Raw genomic sequence first — 15,420 nt, 5'->3', positions numbered from 1 at the left:
GAGCAGGATTATCATGTGTAATAGAATATAGGGAGTAACAATAAAGCAATAGATAGGCTTAATACATATATACAGCTCAATGGATGAACACCATTGATATAAAGAAATATTATGACCTTAGCCACACAAGGAGGTAGACAATGGAATTACCAAAGTACTATGAGATGCATAAACCCTTTTTAGAGTTTCTAAAAGATGGTCAGCCACATACACTCAAAGAATTAAAGCAACATGTAAGCCAATATTTCAATTTAACAGAAGAAGCTCTTTTAGAAATGCTTCCTAGTGGAAGGCAGACCGTATTTGTTAATCGCATAGGGTGGGCGAGAACTTACTTAAAGAAAGCAGGACTAATTGATAGTCCTGCAAGGGCAACTTTTACTATTACGAATGATGGAGTAGAAGTCATTAATGAGAATCCATCAGTTATTGATAACAATTATTTAATGCAATTTGAGAGCTTTAGAGAATTTCAAAGTGGTGTTTCAGATGAGCAACCCAATGATGAGATTACAAATAATATAAAGGATACACCAGATGATACGTTTGAAGCTTCTTTTAGTAAGATTAATCAAAGCTTGGCAGATGATATTCTTGTAGAGGTTGTAAAGCTTTCCCCTACAACATTTGAGAAGATGGTCATTGATTTACTATCTAAAATGGGATATGGTGCTTTTAAAAATGCTGGGAAAATGACTTCTGCTACAGGTGATGAAGGCATCGACGGCATTATTATGGAGGACAAGCTTGGATTTAATTTGATTTATATTCAAGCAAAGAAGTGGGATTTAAGTAGTACAGTAGGAAGACCCGACGTACAAAGCTTTGTAGGTGCGATTTCAGGTAAAGGTGGCAAAGGGTTATTTGTTACAACTGCTAAATTCTCAAAACAGGCAATAGAGTATGCCAAGCATCAACATATTATATTAATTGATGGTGAAAAATTAGCAAAATTGATGATTGAACATAATTTTGGTGTCTCCGTTAAAAAGGTTTTTGAAATTAAAGTAATCGATACGGACATATTTAATGAATACTTAGAAGAATAAATCTTTCTCATTCATTACAGGCTACTTTTGTAAAACCCAAGCATTCAAAGTTCAGAGGCTTACGAAGGAAATTTATCCGAGGGCGAGCCAATTAGCGTGTAAGTCGTATAGGACTTACTTATTTGTCTAGCAATAGGCATTTAAGTAGGTCTTTATCTGTATCTAAAGTTAGTAAGTGAAGGCGGTGCCTTCACTAAGGTACCATGTACCTGACAATTCAAACACAATTTGATTTGTATGCAAATTTATGTAGAAGTATTAGTAAGTAGAGGTACCAGGCAATTTATACAATATTTTTAGCCTATTATTAATAATAAATTATCATCATTCATCACATACTACTTTTGTAAAACCAAACCGAATGTAGGAGGGAACAAAGATGTCAAATCAGAGTAACCAAAGCATTCAAAGTTCTGAGGCTTACGAAGGAAATTTATCCGAGGGCGAGCCAATTAACACGTAAGTCGCATAGGACTTAGGTCATATGCGACGGTAAAGGTTTTATAACAGATAAGGACCTACTTATTTGTCTAGCAATAGGCATTTAAGTAGGTTTTTTATAATGGGAAATTATTCGTTTAATAATGACATAGATAATCAAATGAATAGCAATGATAATAGAGAATTATATATCATAAAGAGGATCTAAAAATAAAGAAATTAATATGAATCTATAACAAGAAGCCCAACATGACTACGTAGATAACTAGAATGAATTTAGATAGCGTGGTTATGTTGGGCTTTAAAATTAAGAAAGATAAAAGGGGGACAGTAGGAATGTTAATAATATTTATAGTAGTTTTACTATAAATGCAGATGGTGTTTTATGTTTTGAGAGCAAGAATTATAGTGGATGGATATTTGATGATGAAAAGGCAAATAGGTGAGGATATTCCTGTTCACTCAGTCATTGTATTTTCCAAAAGATGTACGCTAAAGAAAGTTAATATAGAAAGTTGCGATATACATGTAATTAATAGACAGATGATCCTATCAACAGTTAAAGAGATAGCACAGCGTCAATCAGAGAAGTTAACAACTGAAACAATTAATAGATTATATGATTCTTTGTATCCCTATACATAGATTACAGATGTAATTAAGCTGCAGCATATAGATAATTTAAGAGAGAAAGTAACAGAAAGATCTGATCGTGCAATCAATAGTGAGAATCCTACAAATAAAATTGAAAAAGAGGGCATAGAGATTATAGAGGAACAGGATAAAGTAAGACGGAATACTGATGGAATTTGTCCTAAATGTGGAAGTAATCTTGTATTAAGAACAGCAAAGCGAGGTGATAGTTTAGGAAAACAGTTCTATGGATGCTCCAACTATCCAAGGTGTAAGTTTAGTAGAAATTTATAAGAGAATAGTAAGTGAAGGCTTCAGCTTATGATAAGTTTACCTTAAGTGCGGTTATTAATGCAAATGATACCAAGGCAAAGTTTTATATTGTGGGAGCTTCTAGCATAGGTAGGGATATTCTTGAAGTGTGCCTAAATTGTCTATTACCTGGTACCTTAGTGGGAGAGTAGCTTCCACTTGCTAATGGCATGTGGAAACTGTCGTGAAATTAGTAAAATAATAAACGTAAAAATAAGGTTTGCAGGCGTTTAAAAACCTGTAAGTCTTGATTTTTTTGTTAGGGGTGGAGTGTGGAGACAAAGTAAGTTGAAATGATAAATGAGGATATACAAGCCTTGCGTAAAAACAGTAAATTACTTAAAAAACATTGACAATATATGTAGATGCACATATAATATAATCAACAGAGCTTACCACGCCTATCTACGATGCGGACCAGGGTAAGCCTTTTTTAGTATAAGGGGATAAAATATGTGTACTACTAATATTAAGCAGCTAAAAGAGCCTAAAACATATGAGGAGCAACTAGATCTACTAAAAAGCAGAGGTCTAATTGTTAAGGATGAGAAGCAAGCATTACACATATTAAAACGAACAAATTATTATAGACTAAGTGCATATATGTTAACCTATAAAGATGCTAGGAATGAGTTTGTTTCGGGAACTTATTTTGAAGAAATATATCGTTTATATGAATTTGATAGAAAGCTTAGAAATATATTACTAGCTATGCTAGAAAAGATAGAGATAGCTTTTCGAACACATATTGCATATTTTACAGCGCATAAATACGGACCATTAGGGTATAAAGATCCGGCTAATTTTAAAAATGAGCAATATTATAATGAGATGTTACAGCAAATGGATAAAGAAGTGGCCAGAAGCAGTGAACTATTTATAAAACATCATGCCCAAATGTATGGTGGGAACATACCTGTTTGGGCTACAGTTGAAGTTGTATCATTTGGACTCATCTCTAAAATGTTTAGAAATCTAAGAGATGAGGATCAAAAGGTTATTGCGGCAACTTATTATAACATTAAGAAGGATTATATAGAAAGTTGGTTAAGATCCTTAGCTACTATAAGAAATATTTGTGCACACTATGGTAGGATTTATAATCGTAATATTAAAATGAATCCTATGTTGTTTAATAGGGAAAAGAAGATGGGGATAAAAAACAATTCAGTGTTTGCAATATTATTTATTATAGGTAAGTTGTTAAAAGATGATAATGAGTGGCAGCACTACATAACTACCGTAAAGGGACTCTTTGAACAGTATGAAGTTGTTGATTTGCAAGTATTAGGATTTCCTGATGAATGGGAGGAAATACTTAGGAGTCTATAGTAAGTGAAGGCTGTGCCTTCACTAAGGTACCATGTACATGACAATTCAAACACAATTTAATTTTTATGCAAATTTTTTTAGCGTATTATTAAGAATAAATCTTCCTCATTCATCACATACTACTCTTGTAAAACCAAACCGAATGTAGGAGGGAACAAAGATGTCAAGTCAGAGTAACCAAAGCATTCAAAGTTCAGAGGCTTACGAAGGAAATTTATCCGAGGGCGAGCCAATTAACACGTAAGTCGCATAGGACTTAGGTCATATGCGACGGTAAGGTTTTATAACAGATAAGGACCTACTTATTTGTCTAGCAATAGGCATTTAAGTAGGTCTTTTGTTATGTAAAAATTCTTCTTTATATTGGTTAGGGGTGATGTGAAAACAGCGTTTAAACTCAGCACCGAAGTAAGCAGATTCCCGGTAGCCGCAAAGCTGACCAATTTCTTTAATGGTGAGATGAGGATAAGTACGCATCAGTTCTTGGGCTTTAAACATTCTGAGCTTAATCAGATATTGAATGGGGGAGGTTTGATAGACCTTCTTAAACTGGCGACATAGGTAGGAAGGTGAAACATGTACCAGATCACTTAAATCATCAATAGATAACTCGGTATGTAAGTGGGCTTCCATATAATTAATGACCGTATCTAGTAGCTGGGTATGGCTTATCGTTTCATGTACAGTCCATTTTAGACCAATGACCTCCAAGAGCAGGGTGTAAAGAATATGGGAGCCTTGAAGCTGATAGTAGGTAGCATCTGGTTGGGCCAATGTTCTTACCGCTTGTTCATAAAGTGGAATAAGGTGGGCAGTAGGTGCTTGCTGGATGACACGATAACCATCAGTAGTCAGATGGGTCTCTAGAAGATCATTACCATCAGTCAAAAAGCAAATCCAGTTGAGCATCCAAGGAGCTGACTCATTAGGGAGAGGGCCATAGCGATGGGGCTTATCTGGATGAAACAACACCAGGTCAGAAGGTCCAATGATGAAAGAGAGTCCATCACATTCAAAAAAGCCTTTTCCGCTTGTACATTGCATAATTTGATATTCATTGAAGCCTTTTTCACGTGTGACAAGATTCCCCTCAAAATCGGTTGCACAACGGGTAATGTAAAAAGGAAAAGATTTAATTTTAGGGTCAATAATTGGGCTAGAAAGCGTCATAATAGGTTCCTCATAAAGTTCAAGATATTTATATACTATATACTATAATGATATATACAAAAAAAACAATACTTAATATACTATACATATCTTAACAATTTTAAAGTTTAGGGAGCTTATATGGAACATTTAGGACAAAAAACAGGCGTGATTTTTAATATCCAAAAGTTTTGTATAGACGATGGACCAGGTATACGAACGACTGTCTTTTTAAAAGGCTGTCCTTTAAGATGTACTTGGTGTCATAATTTAGAAGGACTCAGTCAAAAAGTAGGTCTGGAATTAGATACAATCAAATGTACCCATTGTGGCAAATGTAGTGGGGTATGCAAAGAGGGATGCCATCAGTTGATTCAAGATTACTCTGGAATAAGACATGAGATGGACCTAACCCATTGCAACCAGTGTAAAGCTTGCCTAGAACAATGCCCTCAAGAAGCCCTTTTGGTATGTGGGTCTGAAAAGACGGTGGATGAGGTGATCGAAGAAGTATTAGTAGACCGCAAATTTTATGAAAACTCTGGAGGTGGGATGACACTTTCAGGAGGTGAGCCTCTTTTACAAGGTGCTTTTGCACAAGCGCTTTTAGAAAGGGCTAAAGAAGTGGGCTTACATACTTGTGTAGAAACAAGTGGTGCTGTGTCAACTCAAGTGATAGAGAAGGTAGCACCTTTTGTAGATCTCTTCCTCTTTGATATTAAAGCAACAGATGAAGCACAACATATTCGCTATACGGGACAGTCTTATAAACAAATTCATCAAAACTTAAGAACCCTTAATGCTTTAGGCAAAGCCATTCGTATGAGATGTCCCATTATACCAGGCGTGAATGACCAAGAAAGCCATTTTGATGCTTTGGTGGCATTGTATGAAGCGCTTGAGTATGTCGAAGCGATTCAATTGATGCCGTATCATGATTTGGGCATTGGTAAAAAGAGTAGATATGGCTTAAAAAAAGTAGGTGAAAGTTTTAGCGTTCCGACACAAGAAGAAGCCAAAGCTTGGCAAGATTATATAGATGGAAAAGTAGAAGCAAGTCATAAGAAAACAATCAATAAACAAGTGAAAATAGATGAGGTGGGTTAAAATGATTAAAAGAAAATTAGGCAATTCAGGATTTGAAGTATCAGCATTAGGCCTTGGAACATGGGCAATTGGTGGAGGTGAATGGTGGGGCGATTCAGATGAAGAAGCTTCTATCCAAACCATTCATGAAGCAATCCAAGCAGGGATTACCCTTATTGATACAGCACCAGCTTATGGCTTTGGGAAAAGTGAAGAAGTCATCGGAAAAGCGATTCAAAATAAACGTGACCAAGTCGTTCTTTCTACAAAATGTGGTCTGTGGTGGCATGATGAACGTGGTGCTGAATTCTTTGAACAAAGTGGTCATGTTGTCAAACGTTGTTTAGAAGCAGATACCATTAAACGTGAATTAGAGCTCAGCTTAAAACGTTTAGGTACAGATTATATTGATATTTACTTTACACACTGGCAATCAGTAGAACCTTACAAAACACCTATTGAAGAAACGATGAACTGTCTGATGGATTTAAAACGTCAGGGGCTTATTAAAGCAATCGGTGCATCTAATGTGACACCAGAACATATTGAAGAGTACCTTCGTTACGGTGAATTAGATGTGATTCAAGAAAAATACAGTATGCTTGATCGCAAAATTGAACAGACACTAAGGCCAACTTGTGCTAAAAATAAAATTGATATTATGACTTATTCTTCATTAGAACAAGGGTTACTTACAGGGAAAATAGGTATGGACTATGTGGTAGATCCAAAAGAAGCGCGCGCAGGTATTCCTTGGTATGAACCTTCTAAACGTGCCCAAGTACTTGCCCTTTTAGAGAGCTGGAACGGTCTTACCAAACGTTACCAATGTAGTTGTGCTCAACTTGTTATCGCTTGGACTATGGCACAACCTAATATAAGTTATGTTCTTTGTGGTGCTAGAAAGCCTCATCATATTAAAGATACAGCTTATGCTGCACAAATTAATCTTTCACAAGAAGATATTGATAGGATGACAAAAGGGATTAGAGAGATTGGAGCTTAAATAAAATGGAAAACAATTATAGCCTTTCACCCACGGCAAGGTTTTTAAAGAAGCATGGCATGCATTCTGCCGCACTTTTTTATCAAAGTTTAAATGAGACATTAGATAGACGTGCAGGACGTACCACGCGTTTTCATTTAGATCATTTAAATGTGCCAACGTACCAAGAAGGTCAACGTCTTTTTGTAACTTTTAGGGATCATATTGCAGCCAATCATAATGAAGATGATGTAGAAAACTATGGTTGTCAAGTGGATTGGAATGGCGTATGCTACCTAGATGCGACACATTTTAGTAAACTGGCAGAAAAAGTGGAAAATGCACAAGAACGTTACAGCATGAACTTAGTAATGGAAAATGCAAGCCATATGTATCATATTCCTCACCATATCCGTTATGCTCATGAGGGATGGCATCACACTGTAGATTTTAGAAAGCTTTTTAAACAAGGTTTAAAGGGGTATCAGATAGAAATTCAAGAAGGTCTCATGGAAGAGACAGATGAAGAAAAAAGACAGTTCTTACAAGGTATGGAAGATACTCTTATGGGGGTAATAGACTATGTAGAGCGCTACAAAGCTTACTTGAAAACGTGTTTACAAGAAAAGCCAGAAGATCCATGCTTAAAAGGTTTAGTGGAAGCTTTAGAACGTGTGCCTTTCGAACCACCGACTCATTTTTATGAAGCGTTTATTATGCATCAAGCAAGTATGTATTTTGGCAATGCTTTTGAAACAGGTCGCCTAGATGATTTGCTTTATCCTTATTATGAAAAGGACTTAGCAGAAGGGTTTATAACACGTGAGGAAGCAAAGAGTTTAATCCGTGAGCTCTTTGAAGATATCGAAAAACGTATAGGGCATCCAGGAGCGGTTCATGTGACCATTGGGGGAACAGATGCCTTAGGCCAGGCAAGTTATAATACATTAACTCTTATTGTTATTGAAGCCATAAGAGGACTCCGTACACCGAATGTGACTTTAAGAGTACGCAAAGATATGCCTAAAGAACTCTGGGAGGCTTTGTTAGAAAATATCGGTAAAGGTTATGGACAGCCTGCTATTGTCAACGAAGAACTCTTCTTAAAAGGATTAGTGGAACAGTATCATATTCCTTTTGAAGATGCTGTAGACTATGTCATGGGTGGTTGCTCAGAAATGCTTATTCAAGGAAAGACTATGTGTGACTCTACTTGGGTGTCTTACAATATGCTAGAAGTCTTTGAAGATACTTTCTACAACCAATTTTTAAACTGTGATTCATTTGAAGCCTTTTATGAAGCTTTTAAAAGAGATTTACATGTCACCATTCAAGATATGGGCAGACAAATCAATATCAGGCAACATACGGAAGGGCTTCATATTCCCACACTACTGATCAGCCTTTTAACAGGTGGTTGTCTAGAAAATAGAAAAAGTGTCCTAGGTGGTGGTGCATCTTATAACTTCGACTCCACAGATATTTATGGTAGTACAAATGCTATCAATGCCTTGTATACCGTTCAAGAATTTTATAAGGGGACTTTCAAAGACCTTCAACCAGAAGCTTTCTTAGAGAGTTTTGCAACCAACTACGAAGGGAGTGAAGACATCCTAAGAAAATGCCAAGGGATCTTGAAGTTTGGAAATGGCGGTACAGACCTTGAGCATTTAGCTCATGAAGTGATGGGATTTGTCTTTGATGAGGTGAAAACCCTTGTGGGCTATAGAGGGAATGGTCAATTTACACCGGCAATCATCGGTTGGATAGACTGGATGATCAATGGAGAGAAAATTGGTGCAACACCAGATGGTAGAAAAGCAGGGGAGCCACTAGCAGATAGTGCAGGTCCTATGCAAGGAACAGATACACAAGGGCCAACAGCAACTTTAGGGGCAGCATTATCTATTCCACAAGAAGATTGCCTAGGAACTTGTATTGTTAACTTAAGATTAGACCCTAAAACATTTAAGACAGCAGAAGGACGTATAAAGGTAGAAGCCTTACTAAAAACTTATTTCGCAGAAGGTGGAAACCAACTGCAAATCAACGTAGTTGACCAAGAAAGATTGGAACAAGCTTTAAAAGAACCGGATAAACACCGTGATATCATTGTGCGTGTAGGTGGTTTTTCAGATCAGTTTGTATGTCTTGATCCAAGTATTCAAGAAAGTATTATGCAACGTATTGTCCATAACTAAAAATTAAGGGATATGGTTTGCTAGTAAGTGAAAGCTTAACTTACTAAAAACTAGGTGTTCTAAAAGATCTGATTGAAGCTGCTAACGGAAAGCTATTACTTATAGCTGGTTGGTTTAAACTACCGAAAAGTAGCAATTAAAAAACTCAATGAAAGATATGTATTTAGATATAGACCAATAGAAACATATATTTTCAGTTAGGAGGGATATGCCATGTGTTTATACCAAAACAAACAAAAATATATATAGGATTAAACAGATCCAGCATGGCTCTTACTAAGCAGGTAGAGACTTTGGATAGAAGCTTGTTGAGATAAGGTCATGGAACAGATCACAGTGGCTTTGTAGATAAAGATAGGGGATTATAAAGAGCATAATTAGAAGAAGGGTAGTTAACTAAAACAGGTTGACTGCTTTTTATTATAGAGTATAATTGGCGCATATGTTAATATTATTTAATAGGACAAATTACAAAAGGGGCAATAATTTATGGAACAGTTGTATTTGAATGATTTACTATTATTTGATGACTATAGCAATGTTAAAATTAAATTTAACCAATTTAATGGTGATACTGACCCAATGGATGAATATACAAAAAATCCTGATACTATAAATAATGGATGGTTATTTTGGAGAACTGTAAGGCGATATTTTAATGTTGGGGAAAGTGTAATTTGTTTGTTAAAGGTTGATTATGATATATGGCTTCTTACTACAATTAAAAGCATTACAAAAGAATTAAATGTTGAAAATGGCATTAACTATGAGGGAGATGAAATTTTAAAATACAAACCATATTTTGGGCGTGTACTTGTTAAATTTCATAAAGATTTTACTACGCAAGTTAGGTATGCAGAAGATATTATTAATCAATTTGAGGTACTACAGATATTACCAACAATATTTGATGGAGACGATTTCCCTGGATATGAAAAGGTAAGACTATCATTCAGTCAGTTAGAGACGATTATTTCAAGAAATAAAAAAGATTGGATTGCCGCATTAGAAAATCAAAAGGCAGTATATCTAATTAGAGATACTAATAATGGAAAATTATATGTAGGATCAGCAACAGGAGAAAATGGAATGTTGTTACAACGTTGGAAAAATTATATTAATAATGGGCATGGAGGAAATAAAGAACTGAATGAGATAGTTAATACACAAGGATTTGACTATATAAAGAAGTACTTTCAATATTCTATTTTAGAGAATTATAATTCTAGGGTTGATAAGAAGATTATACTTTGTAGAGAATCTTGGTGGAAAGATACACTAGGAACAAGAATTCCGTTTGGGTATAACTGGAATTAGTTTGCTTTTGATAGTAAGTGAAGGCAGTGCCTTCACTACAGTACTAGAGACCTGACAATTTACAAACGATTTCTTTAGGCACATTATAAAGAATAAATCCTTTTAGTTTATCACATACTATTTTTGTAAAACCAAACTGAATGTAGGAGGGAACAAAGATGTCAAGTCAGAGTAACCAAAGCATTCAAAGTTCTGAGGCTTACGAAGGAAATTTATCCGAGGGCGAGCCAATTAACACGTAAGTCGCATAGGATTTAGGTCATATGCGACGGTAAGGTTTTATAACAGATAAGGACCTACTTATTTATCTAGCAATAGGCATTTAAGTAGGTCTTTTGTAATGGGAAATTATTCGTTTTTTAGTATTACCCCTATGCCTAACGGCACGTTGAGACGATAGTGAAGATAAGTAAATAAACCCTAGTAGTACCAAGTCTTGAGGATATTATGCCTTGAGGCTTTTTGTGTGTTTGTAGGTATGTGCTCATTTTTGCTCATGGGTTATTTGGGTGATTTGAAGGGTCTTTAATTTGGACTAAATAGAGTTGGAGACATGATCTAGCAAAGAAGTGGAAGTTATGTTATAAAATTATATATTTGTAGGGGAAAATCGCATGTAGGATAAGAAAGATTCTTGATATATTAGACATAGTAATAAGAGAGCAATAGAAGGAGAAAGTGGCTATGATTTCCGGTATAGTATTTGATATTCAAAAGTTATGTGTACATGATGGTCCAGGGATTAGAACGACAGTTTTTTTGAAAGGGTGTTCACTACGATGTTTTTGGTGCCATAATCCAGAATCACTCAAACACAAGAGGGAACTGATGTTTTTTAGTGAAAAGTGTATTCAGTGTAAGCAGTGTATGGCAAGTTGTACAGAGGGGGTACATACTTTAGAAAATGGAGTGCACAAGTTAGAACGAACAAAATGTAAAGCATGTGGGGCATGTGTGAGTCAGTGTATGACAAAAGCGCTATCTATGGCAGGCGTGACCATGACTGTAAATGAAGTGATAGATGAAGTAATGAAAGATGTTGAATTTTACAAAATGTCTAATGGCGGGGTTACCTTTTCAGGAGGAGAAGCCTTACTACAAATTGACTTTTTAGAAGCAGTACTTGCTGCATGCAAGCAAAATAATCTCCATGTGGCTATCGAGACAGCTGGAAATGTTGAGTGGCAGAATTTTGAACGTATACTTCCGTATGTTGATTTATTCTTATATGATATCAAGATGATTGATCCTATAAAGCATAAACAATATGTTGGAGCTGATAATACAAGATGCCTTTCAAATGTAGAGAGGCTTATCAAGGGTGAAAACAATGTTATCGTACGTGTGCCAGTTATTCCGTCTATCAATGATAATGACAATGAGATTGAAGCAATTACTCATTTTGTAAAATCCATTAATAAAGAGACACCAGTAGAACTTCTACCATTTCACAAAATGGGGCAGACAAAATATGAGAGTCTAGCACTTGACTATGAAGCACAGCATCTTGAGGCGCCAAGTCAAGAAACGATGGAACGATTGAACGTCATTACTTCTAAAAAATAGAGTGATAAGTATAAGGAGCGTATCATTATGCAAAAATCAGAAAGAACCCAGATGTTAGAAAGACTATGTACTGAAAAAGGGAAANTGAGATTGAAGCAATTACTCATTTTGTAAAATCCATTAATAAAGAGACACCAGTAGAACTTCTACCATTTCACAAAATGGGGCAGACAAAATATGAGAGTCTAGCACTTGACTATGAAGCACAGCATCTTGAGGCGCCAAGTCAAGAAACGATGGAACGATTGAACGTCATTACTTCTAAAAAATAGAGTGATAAGTATAAGGAGCGTATCATTATGCAAAAATCAGAAAGAACCCAGATGTTAGAAAGACTATGGACTGAAAAAGGGAAAAGACCACCAAAAAATAACTACCAATCCAATTTACATTATGCAGCAATCAACCTTTATAGTAAATTGCCACAGTGGGAAAAAATTGCAAGAGCGACACACTATGCTTTAGTGAATCAAGCGGTCTATATTGAAGACTACGATGAGATCATTGGTAGGGTTTATTGGGGAAGGGATAAAGCTGTTGAAGAGAGGGCTAAAGATTTAGAGTGTCTAAATGGCCCATTTGAAAAAGTACGTGAGGCATTTGAATTTTATGATGAAATGTGCCACAACCAACTTTTTTCTGCAGGAGGATCAAGGGGACATATTGCATGGTTATGGGATAGGATTCTTAAGCATGGTGTGTCCGGCATGCGTCAAATGTATACAACAAGTCTAAAAAAGGCTAAAGATGAAAAAGCAAAGCAATTTTACACAGGTGTTTTGATTGTATTAGATGCAATAACACAGTGGAATCAAAAGCACATTGAAAAGCTTAAAGAAATGAATAGATTTGATAAAGTTGCAATTTGTGAAAGGGTTCCAGAGTATCCAGCAGTGACTTTTAAGGAAGCTGTGCAAGCGTACTACTTCCAACATATTATGGTGCTTAGTGAGAACCCTTATGGAGGAAATAGTCCTGGTAGATTAGATTATTATTTATGGCCATATCTAGAAAATGACTTAAAAAAAGGTATTTGTACTTTAGAAGAAGCGCGGGTGTTGATAGATGAATTATTCTTACGATTTGATGAAAGTGTACATACGATGGATGGATGGGGCATTACCATTTCAATTGGTGGCTCTCACAAGAATGGTACATCTGCAGTCAATCCACTTACTTACATTATGATTGAATCAATAATAGCTATGAATATTACACACCCATTAGTCTACCTTCGTATTCCTAAAAACCCACCAGAAGAGTATATTAAGCTTTGTGCCAAATATCTTAAAGAGGGGAATAATCGTGCACAGATCTTAAGTGATGAAGCCATCATCAAAGCAATGATAAATAGTGGTGTACGCTATAGTGATGCAACAGAGTATGTATGTGGTGGCTGTATGGAGATATCCCCACAGGGTATGAATAGTGACTATTTATTCAATGGCTGGCACAACATTCCTAAGCTTGTAGAGTTAGCTATTACAGGTGGCAAGTGTCTTGTGACAGGAAAGCATCTTCAATCAACACAGTTCAAGGGATTAACTGCATTTACCCAGTTTGAAGAATTCTACAATGATTTTGAGAAAGAAGTCCTTAGAATGATTCATATCTTCTTCCATACACAAGATGTCTTTAGTGAAGAGGATGCAAAGTCAAGACCTGCGTACTTACTTTCAAGTATGTTAGATGATTGTTTGACAACAGGAAGAAATATGCATGATGGTGGTGTGCGTTATCACAACTACGGAAGTGCACCAATAGGACTGCCTAATGCAGCAGATGCATTATTTGCAGTTAAGAAAGCAGTTTTTGAAGATAAGATCTGTACAGCAGAAACATTAATCCATGCATTAGAAACTGACTTTGAAAATAATGAATTGCTTCGTCTAAGATTACAAAACATTCCTAAATACGGACAACAAAATCAAGAAGCAGATGAATTTGCTTCAAGAGTAATGACAACAGTGTGTGAGGCATATAGTAGTTACACTAACCGTTTTGGTGGAACAGCATTACCGATGGTGCTGACATTTACATTTGGTGTAACAGCCGCAGAGTTATTAGGTGCTACAGCTGATGGTGGGCATGCTGGTAAAATGGTTGCACATGGGATTACACCTCAGTCTTCGTCAATGACATATGGGCTTACTGCAGCGATGAATTCAAACTTAAGTATGCCAACAGAATTATTTACTGGTGGGGCATCAACTATGTGGGATTTTGATCCAACATGGGGAAGTGAAGCATTAATAGAAATGATACTTAGAAGATTTATAGCAGGAGGGGGCCAAATCTTCCAAGGTAATACAACTAAAGTAGACGAGTTAATGAAAGCACAAGAAAACCCCGAAGGCTACAGACATCTTATTGTCCGTGTGGGTGGGTTTTCAGCACGCTTTGTCTATTTAAATAAAGCACTTCAAGACGATATTATTTCTAGATATCGCCACAAGTGTTAACCCCTTATAGTTGAGATTGGCCAAACGTATTTCTATATTCAGTAGGTGTCATACCTGTTTGCTTCTTAAAGAAATTTGAAAAATAAAACTGGCTGTTAAAGCCTAGAGATTCAGCAATCACTGAAATAGCTATTTGCGTCGAACACAGTTGTTTACTTGCAAGCTCAGTTTTTTTTCTAACGATAAATTGCACAGGAGAAATACCAAAGTTTTGCTGAAATAGCTTGGTGAAATAATTAGGATGATAGCCAGCTATTTCAGCCATTTTTTTGACAGTAACCTCTTCATGAATATGATGTTCTAAGTAACGAATGGCATGATTCAATGGGCAGTTATAATTTTTCTCAATGAGTTCAATCTGATGGGATGGACAACATTCCAGATAATAGCATAATAAATCCATCATATATTGTTTAACTTTAATCATTGAAGAAAGATTGGTTTCTTGAAAGCAGTCAATCATTCCTATAAAAAAACCAGTGACAAGATCTATATTCTTTGCATCGATACATAAAGGGGTACGAATGATTTCAAATAGGTCTAGTTCACTACATTTTGCCTCAAAGTGGCAAAAGTACTTTTGATAAGGTGCATTGGGATGTGTGGAGAATGATTGAACGGTTTTGGCAGGGAGTAAGTAGAGTTGCCCTTTGCTAGGCGATAAGATCGTGTCGTCTACTTGCATCGTTCCTGTGCCTTCCACAATAAGACCGATACTGCTAAAAGGGAGTATAAGATTGGAACCTCCCCAAGTATCTAAACATTGGGTATGGTGTGCTCTATGTACGCTGATAGTCATTTCCTGTAACTGCTCTTGTATAAATAAGCTGAATTGATTCATGATTGAAGTCCTTTTCTGTAGTCATTAAATTTAGAAGTAAATACTA

The 15,420-nt window shown here is 36.0% G+C and carries 13 protein-coding genes; 11 read left to right on the top strand and 2 right to left on the bottom strand.

The window, feature by feature from the left end; translation table 11 throughout:
- The first annotated feature begins 140 nt into the window (after nucleotides 1–140).
- The 5 genes from BN2390_RS07225 (at nucleotide 141) to BN2390_RS07215 (ending at nucleotide 3,767) form a co-directional block, all read left to right on the top strand.
- A complete protein-coding gene (locus BN2390_RS07225) occupies nucleotides 141–1,049 on the top strand; it encodes a restriction endonuclease (RefSeq protein WP_053983686.1) in 909 nt (302 codons plus the stop codon).
- A 788-nt stretch (nucleotides 1,050–1,837) separates the two neighbouring features.
- On the top strand, nucleotides 1,838–1,936 hold the full coding sequence (locus BN2390_RS22400; protein ID WP_408633738.1) for a nuclease-related domain-containing protein: 99 nt from the start codon (nucleotides 1,838–1,840) through the stop codon (nucleotides 1,934–1,936).
- Nucleotides 1,917–2,135, top strand: a complete 219-nt coding sequence (locus BN2390_RS07220) for a hypothetical protein (protein WP_198524873.1) — start codon at nucleotides 1,917–1,919, stop codon at nucleotides 2,133–2,135. The genes BN2390_RS22400 and BN2390_RS07220 overlap by 20 nt, the downstream gene beginning before the upstream one ends.
- Nucleotides 2,136–2,417 carry a topoisomerase DNA-binding C4 zinc finger domain-containing protein gene (locus BN2390_RS22340; RefSeq protein WP_082238908.1) on the top strand — a complete coding sequence of 94 codons (282 nt, stop codon included), beginning with the start codon at nucleotides 2,136–2,138 and terminating at the stop codon, nucleotides 2,415–2,417.
- 471 nt (nucleotides 2,418–2,888) lie between these two features.
- Nucleotides 2,889–3,767 (top strand): Abi family protein, encoded by an 879-nt coding sequence (locus tag BN2390_RS07215; protein ID WP_053983684.1) that lies wholly within the window; start codon nucleotides 2,889–2,891, stop codon nucleotides 3,765–3,767.
- Nucleotides 3,768–4,091: 324 nt separating this feature from the next.
- Here the strand turns inward: BN2390_RS07215 and BN2390_RS07210 are convergent, their stop codons facing one another.
- Nucleotides 4,092–4,937 (bottom strand): AraC family transcriptional regulator, encoded by an 846-nt coding sequence (locus BN2390_RS07210; RefSeq protein WP_053983683.1) that lies wholly within the window; start codon nucleotides 4,935–4,937, stop codon nucleotides 4,092–4,094.
- A gap of 120 nt (nucleotides 4,938–5,057) precedes the next feature.
- Between BN2390_RS07210 and BN2390_RS07205 the strand changes: the two genes are divergently transcribed.
- The 6 genes from BN2390_RS07205 (at nucleotide 5,058) to BN2390_RS07180 (ending at nucleotide 14,533) form a co-directional block, all read left to right on the top strand.
- Nucleotides 5,058–6,023, top strand: a complete 966-nt coding sequence (locus BN2390_RS07205) for a glycyl-radical enzyme activating protein (protein ID WP_053983682.1) — start codon at nucleotides 5,058–5,060, stop codon at nucleotides 6,021–6,023.
- Nucleotide 6,024: 1 nt separating this feature from the next.
- Nucleotides 6,025–7,008, top strand: a complete 984-nt coding sequence (locus tag BN2390_RS07200; RefSeq protein ID WP_053983681.1) for an aldo/keto reductase — start codon at nucleotides 6,025–6,027, stop codon at nucleotides 7,006–7,008.
- 5 nt (nucleotides 7,009–7,013) lie between these two features.
- Complete coding sequence (locus tag BN2390_RS07195) at nucleotides 7,014–9,188, top strand: pyruvate formate lyase family protein (protein ID WP_053983680.1); 2,175 nt, start codon at nucleotides 7,014–7,016, stop codon at nucleotides 9,186–9,188.
- Between the two features lie 489 nt (nucleotides 9,189–9,677).
- Nucleotides 9,678–10,505 carry a GIY-YIG nuclease family protein gene (locus BN2390_RS22055; protein ID WP_053983679.1) on the top strand — a complete coding sequence of 276 codons (828 nt, stop codon included), beginning with the start codon at nucleotides 9,678–9,680 and terminating at the stop codon, nucleotides 10,503–10,505.
- Nucleotides 10,506–11,189: 684 nt separating this feature from the next.
- A complete protein-coding gene (locus tag BN2390_RS07185) occupies nucleotides 11,190–12,071 on the top strand; it encodes a glycyl-radical enzyme activating protein (protein WP_053983678.1) in 882 nt (293 codons plus the stop codon).
- A 299-nt stretch (nucleotides 12,072–12,370) separates the two neighbouring features.
- Nucleotides 12,371–14,533, top strand: a complete 2,163-nt coding sequence (locus tag BN2390_RS07180) for a pyruvate formate lyase family protein (RefSeq protein ID WP_053983677.1) — start codon at nucleotides 12,371–12,373, stop codon at nucleotides 14,531–14,533.
- A 4-nt stretch (nucleotides 14,534–14,537) separates the two neighbouring features.
- Here the strand turns inward: BN2390_RS07180 and BN2390_RS07175 are convergent, their stop codons facing one another.
- Nucleotides 14,538–15,374: an AraC family transcriptional regulator gene (locus BN2390_RS07175; protein ID WP_053983676.1), complete on the bottom strand. Its 837-nt coding sequence runs from the start codon at nucleotides 15,372–15,374 to the stop codon at nucleotides 14,538–14,540.
- Between the last annotated feature and the right edge of the window lie 46 nt (nucleotides 15,375–15,420).

The sequence above is a fragment of the Niameybacter massiliensis genome (genome assembly GCF_001282685.1).
Lineage (GTDB): Bacteria > Bacillota > Clostridia > Lachnospirales > Cellulosilyticaceae > Holtiella > Holtiella tumoricola.
This window is presented reverse-complemented; position numbering and strand designations above follow the sequence as displayed.

Coding starts and splice junctions, on each gene's coding strand:
- BN2390_RS07200 (WP_053983681.1), top strand. CDS start 6,025: ATGATTAAAAGAAAATTAGGCAATTCAGGATTTGAAGTATCAGCATTA.
- BN2390_RS07185 (WP_053983678.1), top strand. CDS start 11,190: ATGATTTCCGGTATAGTATTTGATATTCAAAAGTTATGTGTACATGAT.
- BN2390_RS07210 (WP_053983683.1), bottom strand. CDS start 4,937: ATGACGCTTTCTAGCCCAATTATTGACCCTAAAATTAAATCTTTTCCT.
- BN2390_RS07220 (WP_198524873.1), top strand. CDS start 1,917: ATGAAAAGGCAAATAGGTGAGGATATTCCTGTTCACTCAGTCATTGTA.
- BN2390_RS22055 (WP_053983679.1), top strand. CDS start 9,678: ATGGAACAGTTGTATTTGAATGATTTACTATTATTTGATGACTATAGC.
- BN2390_RS07175 (WP_053983676.1), bottom strand. CDS start 15,374: ATGAATCAATTCAGCTTATTTATACAAGAGCAGTTACAGGAAATGACT.
- BN2390_RS07195 (WP_053983680.1), top strand. CDS start 7,014: ATGGAAAACAATTATAGCCTTTCACCCACGGCAAGGTTTTTAAAGAAG.
- BN2390_RS07205 (WP_053983682.1), top strand. CDS start 5,058: ATGGAACATTTAGGACAAAAAACAGGCGTGATTTTTAATATCCAAAAG.
- BN2390_RS07225 (WP_053983686.1), top strand. CDS start 141: ATGGAATTACCAAAGTACTATGAGATGCATAAACCCTTTTTAGAGTTT.
- BN2390_RS07180 (WP_053983677.1), top strand. CDS start 12,371: ATGCAAAAATCAGAAAGAACCCAGATGTTAGAAAGACTATGGACTGAA.
- BN2390_RS07215 (WP_053983684.1), top strand. CDS start 2,889: ATGTGTACTACTAATATTAAGCAGCTAAAAGAGCCTAAAACATATGAG.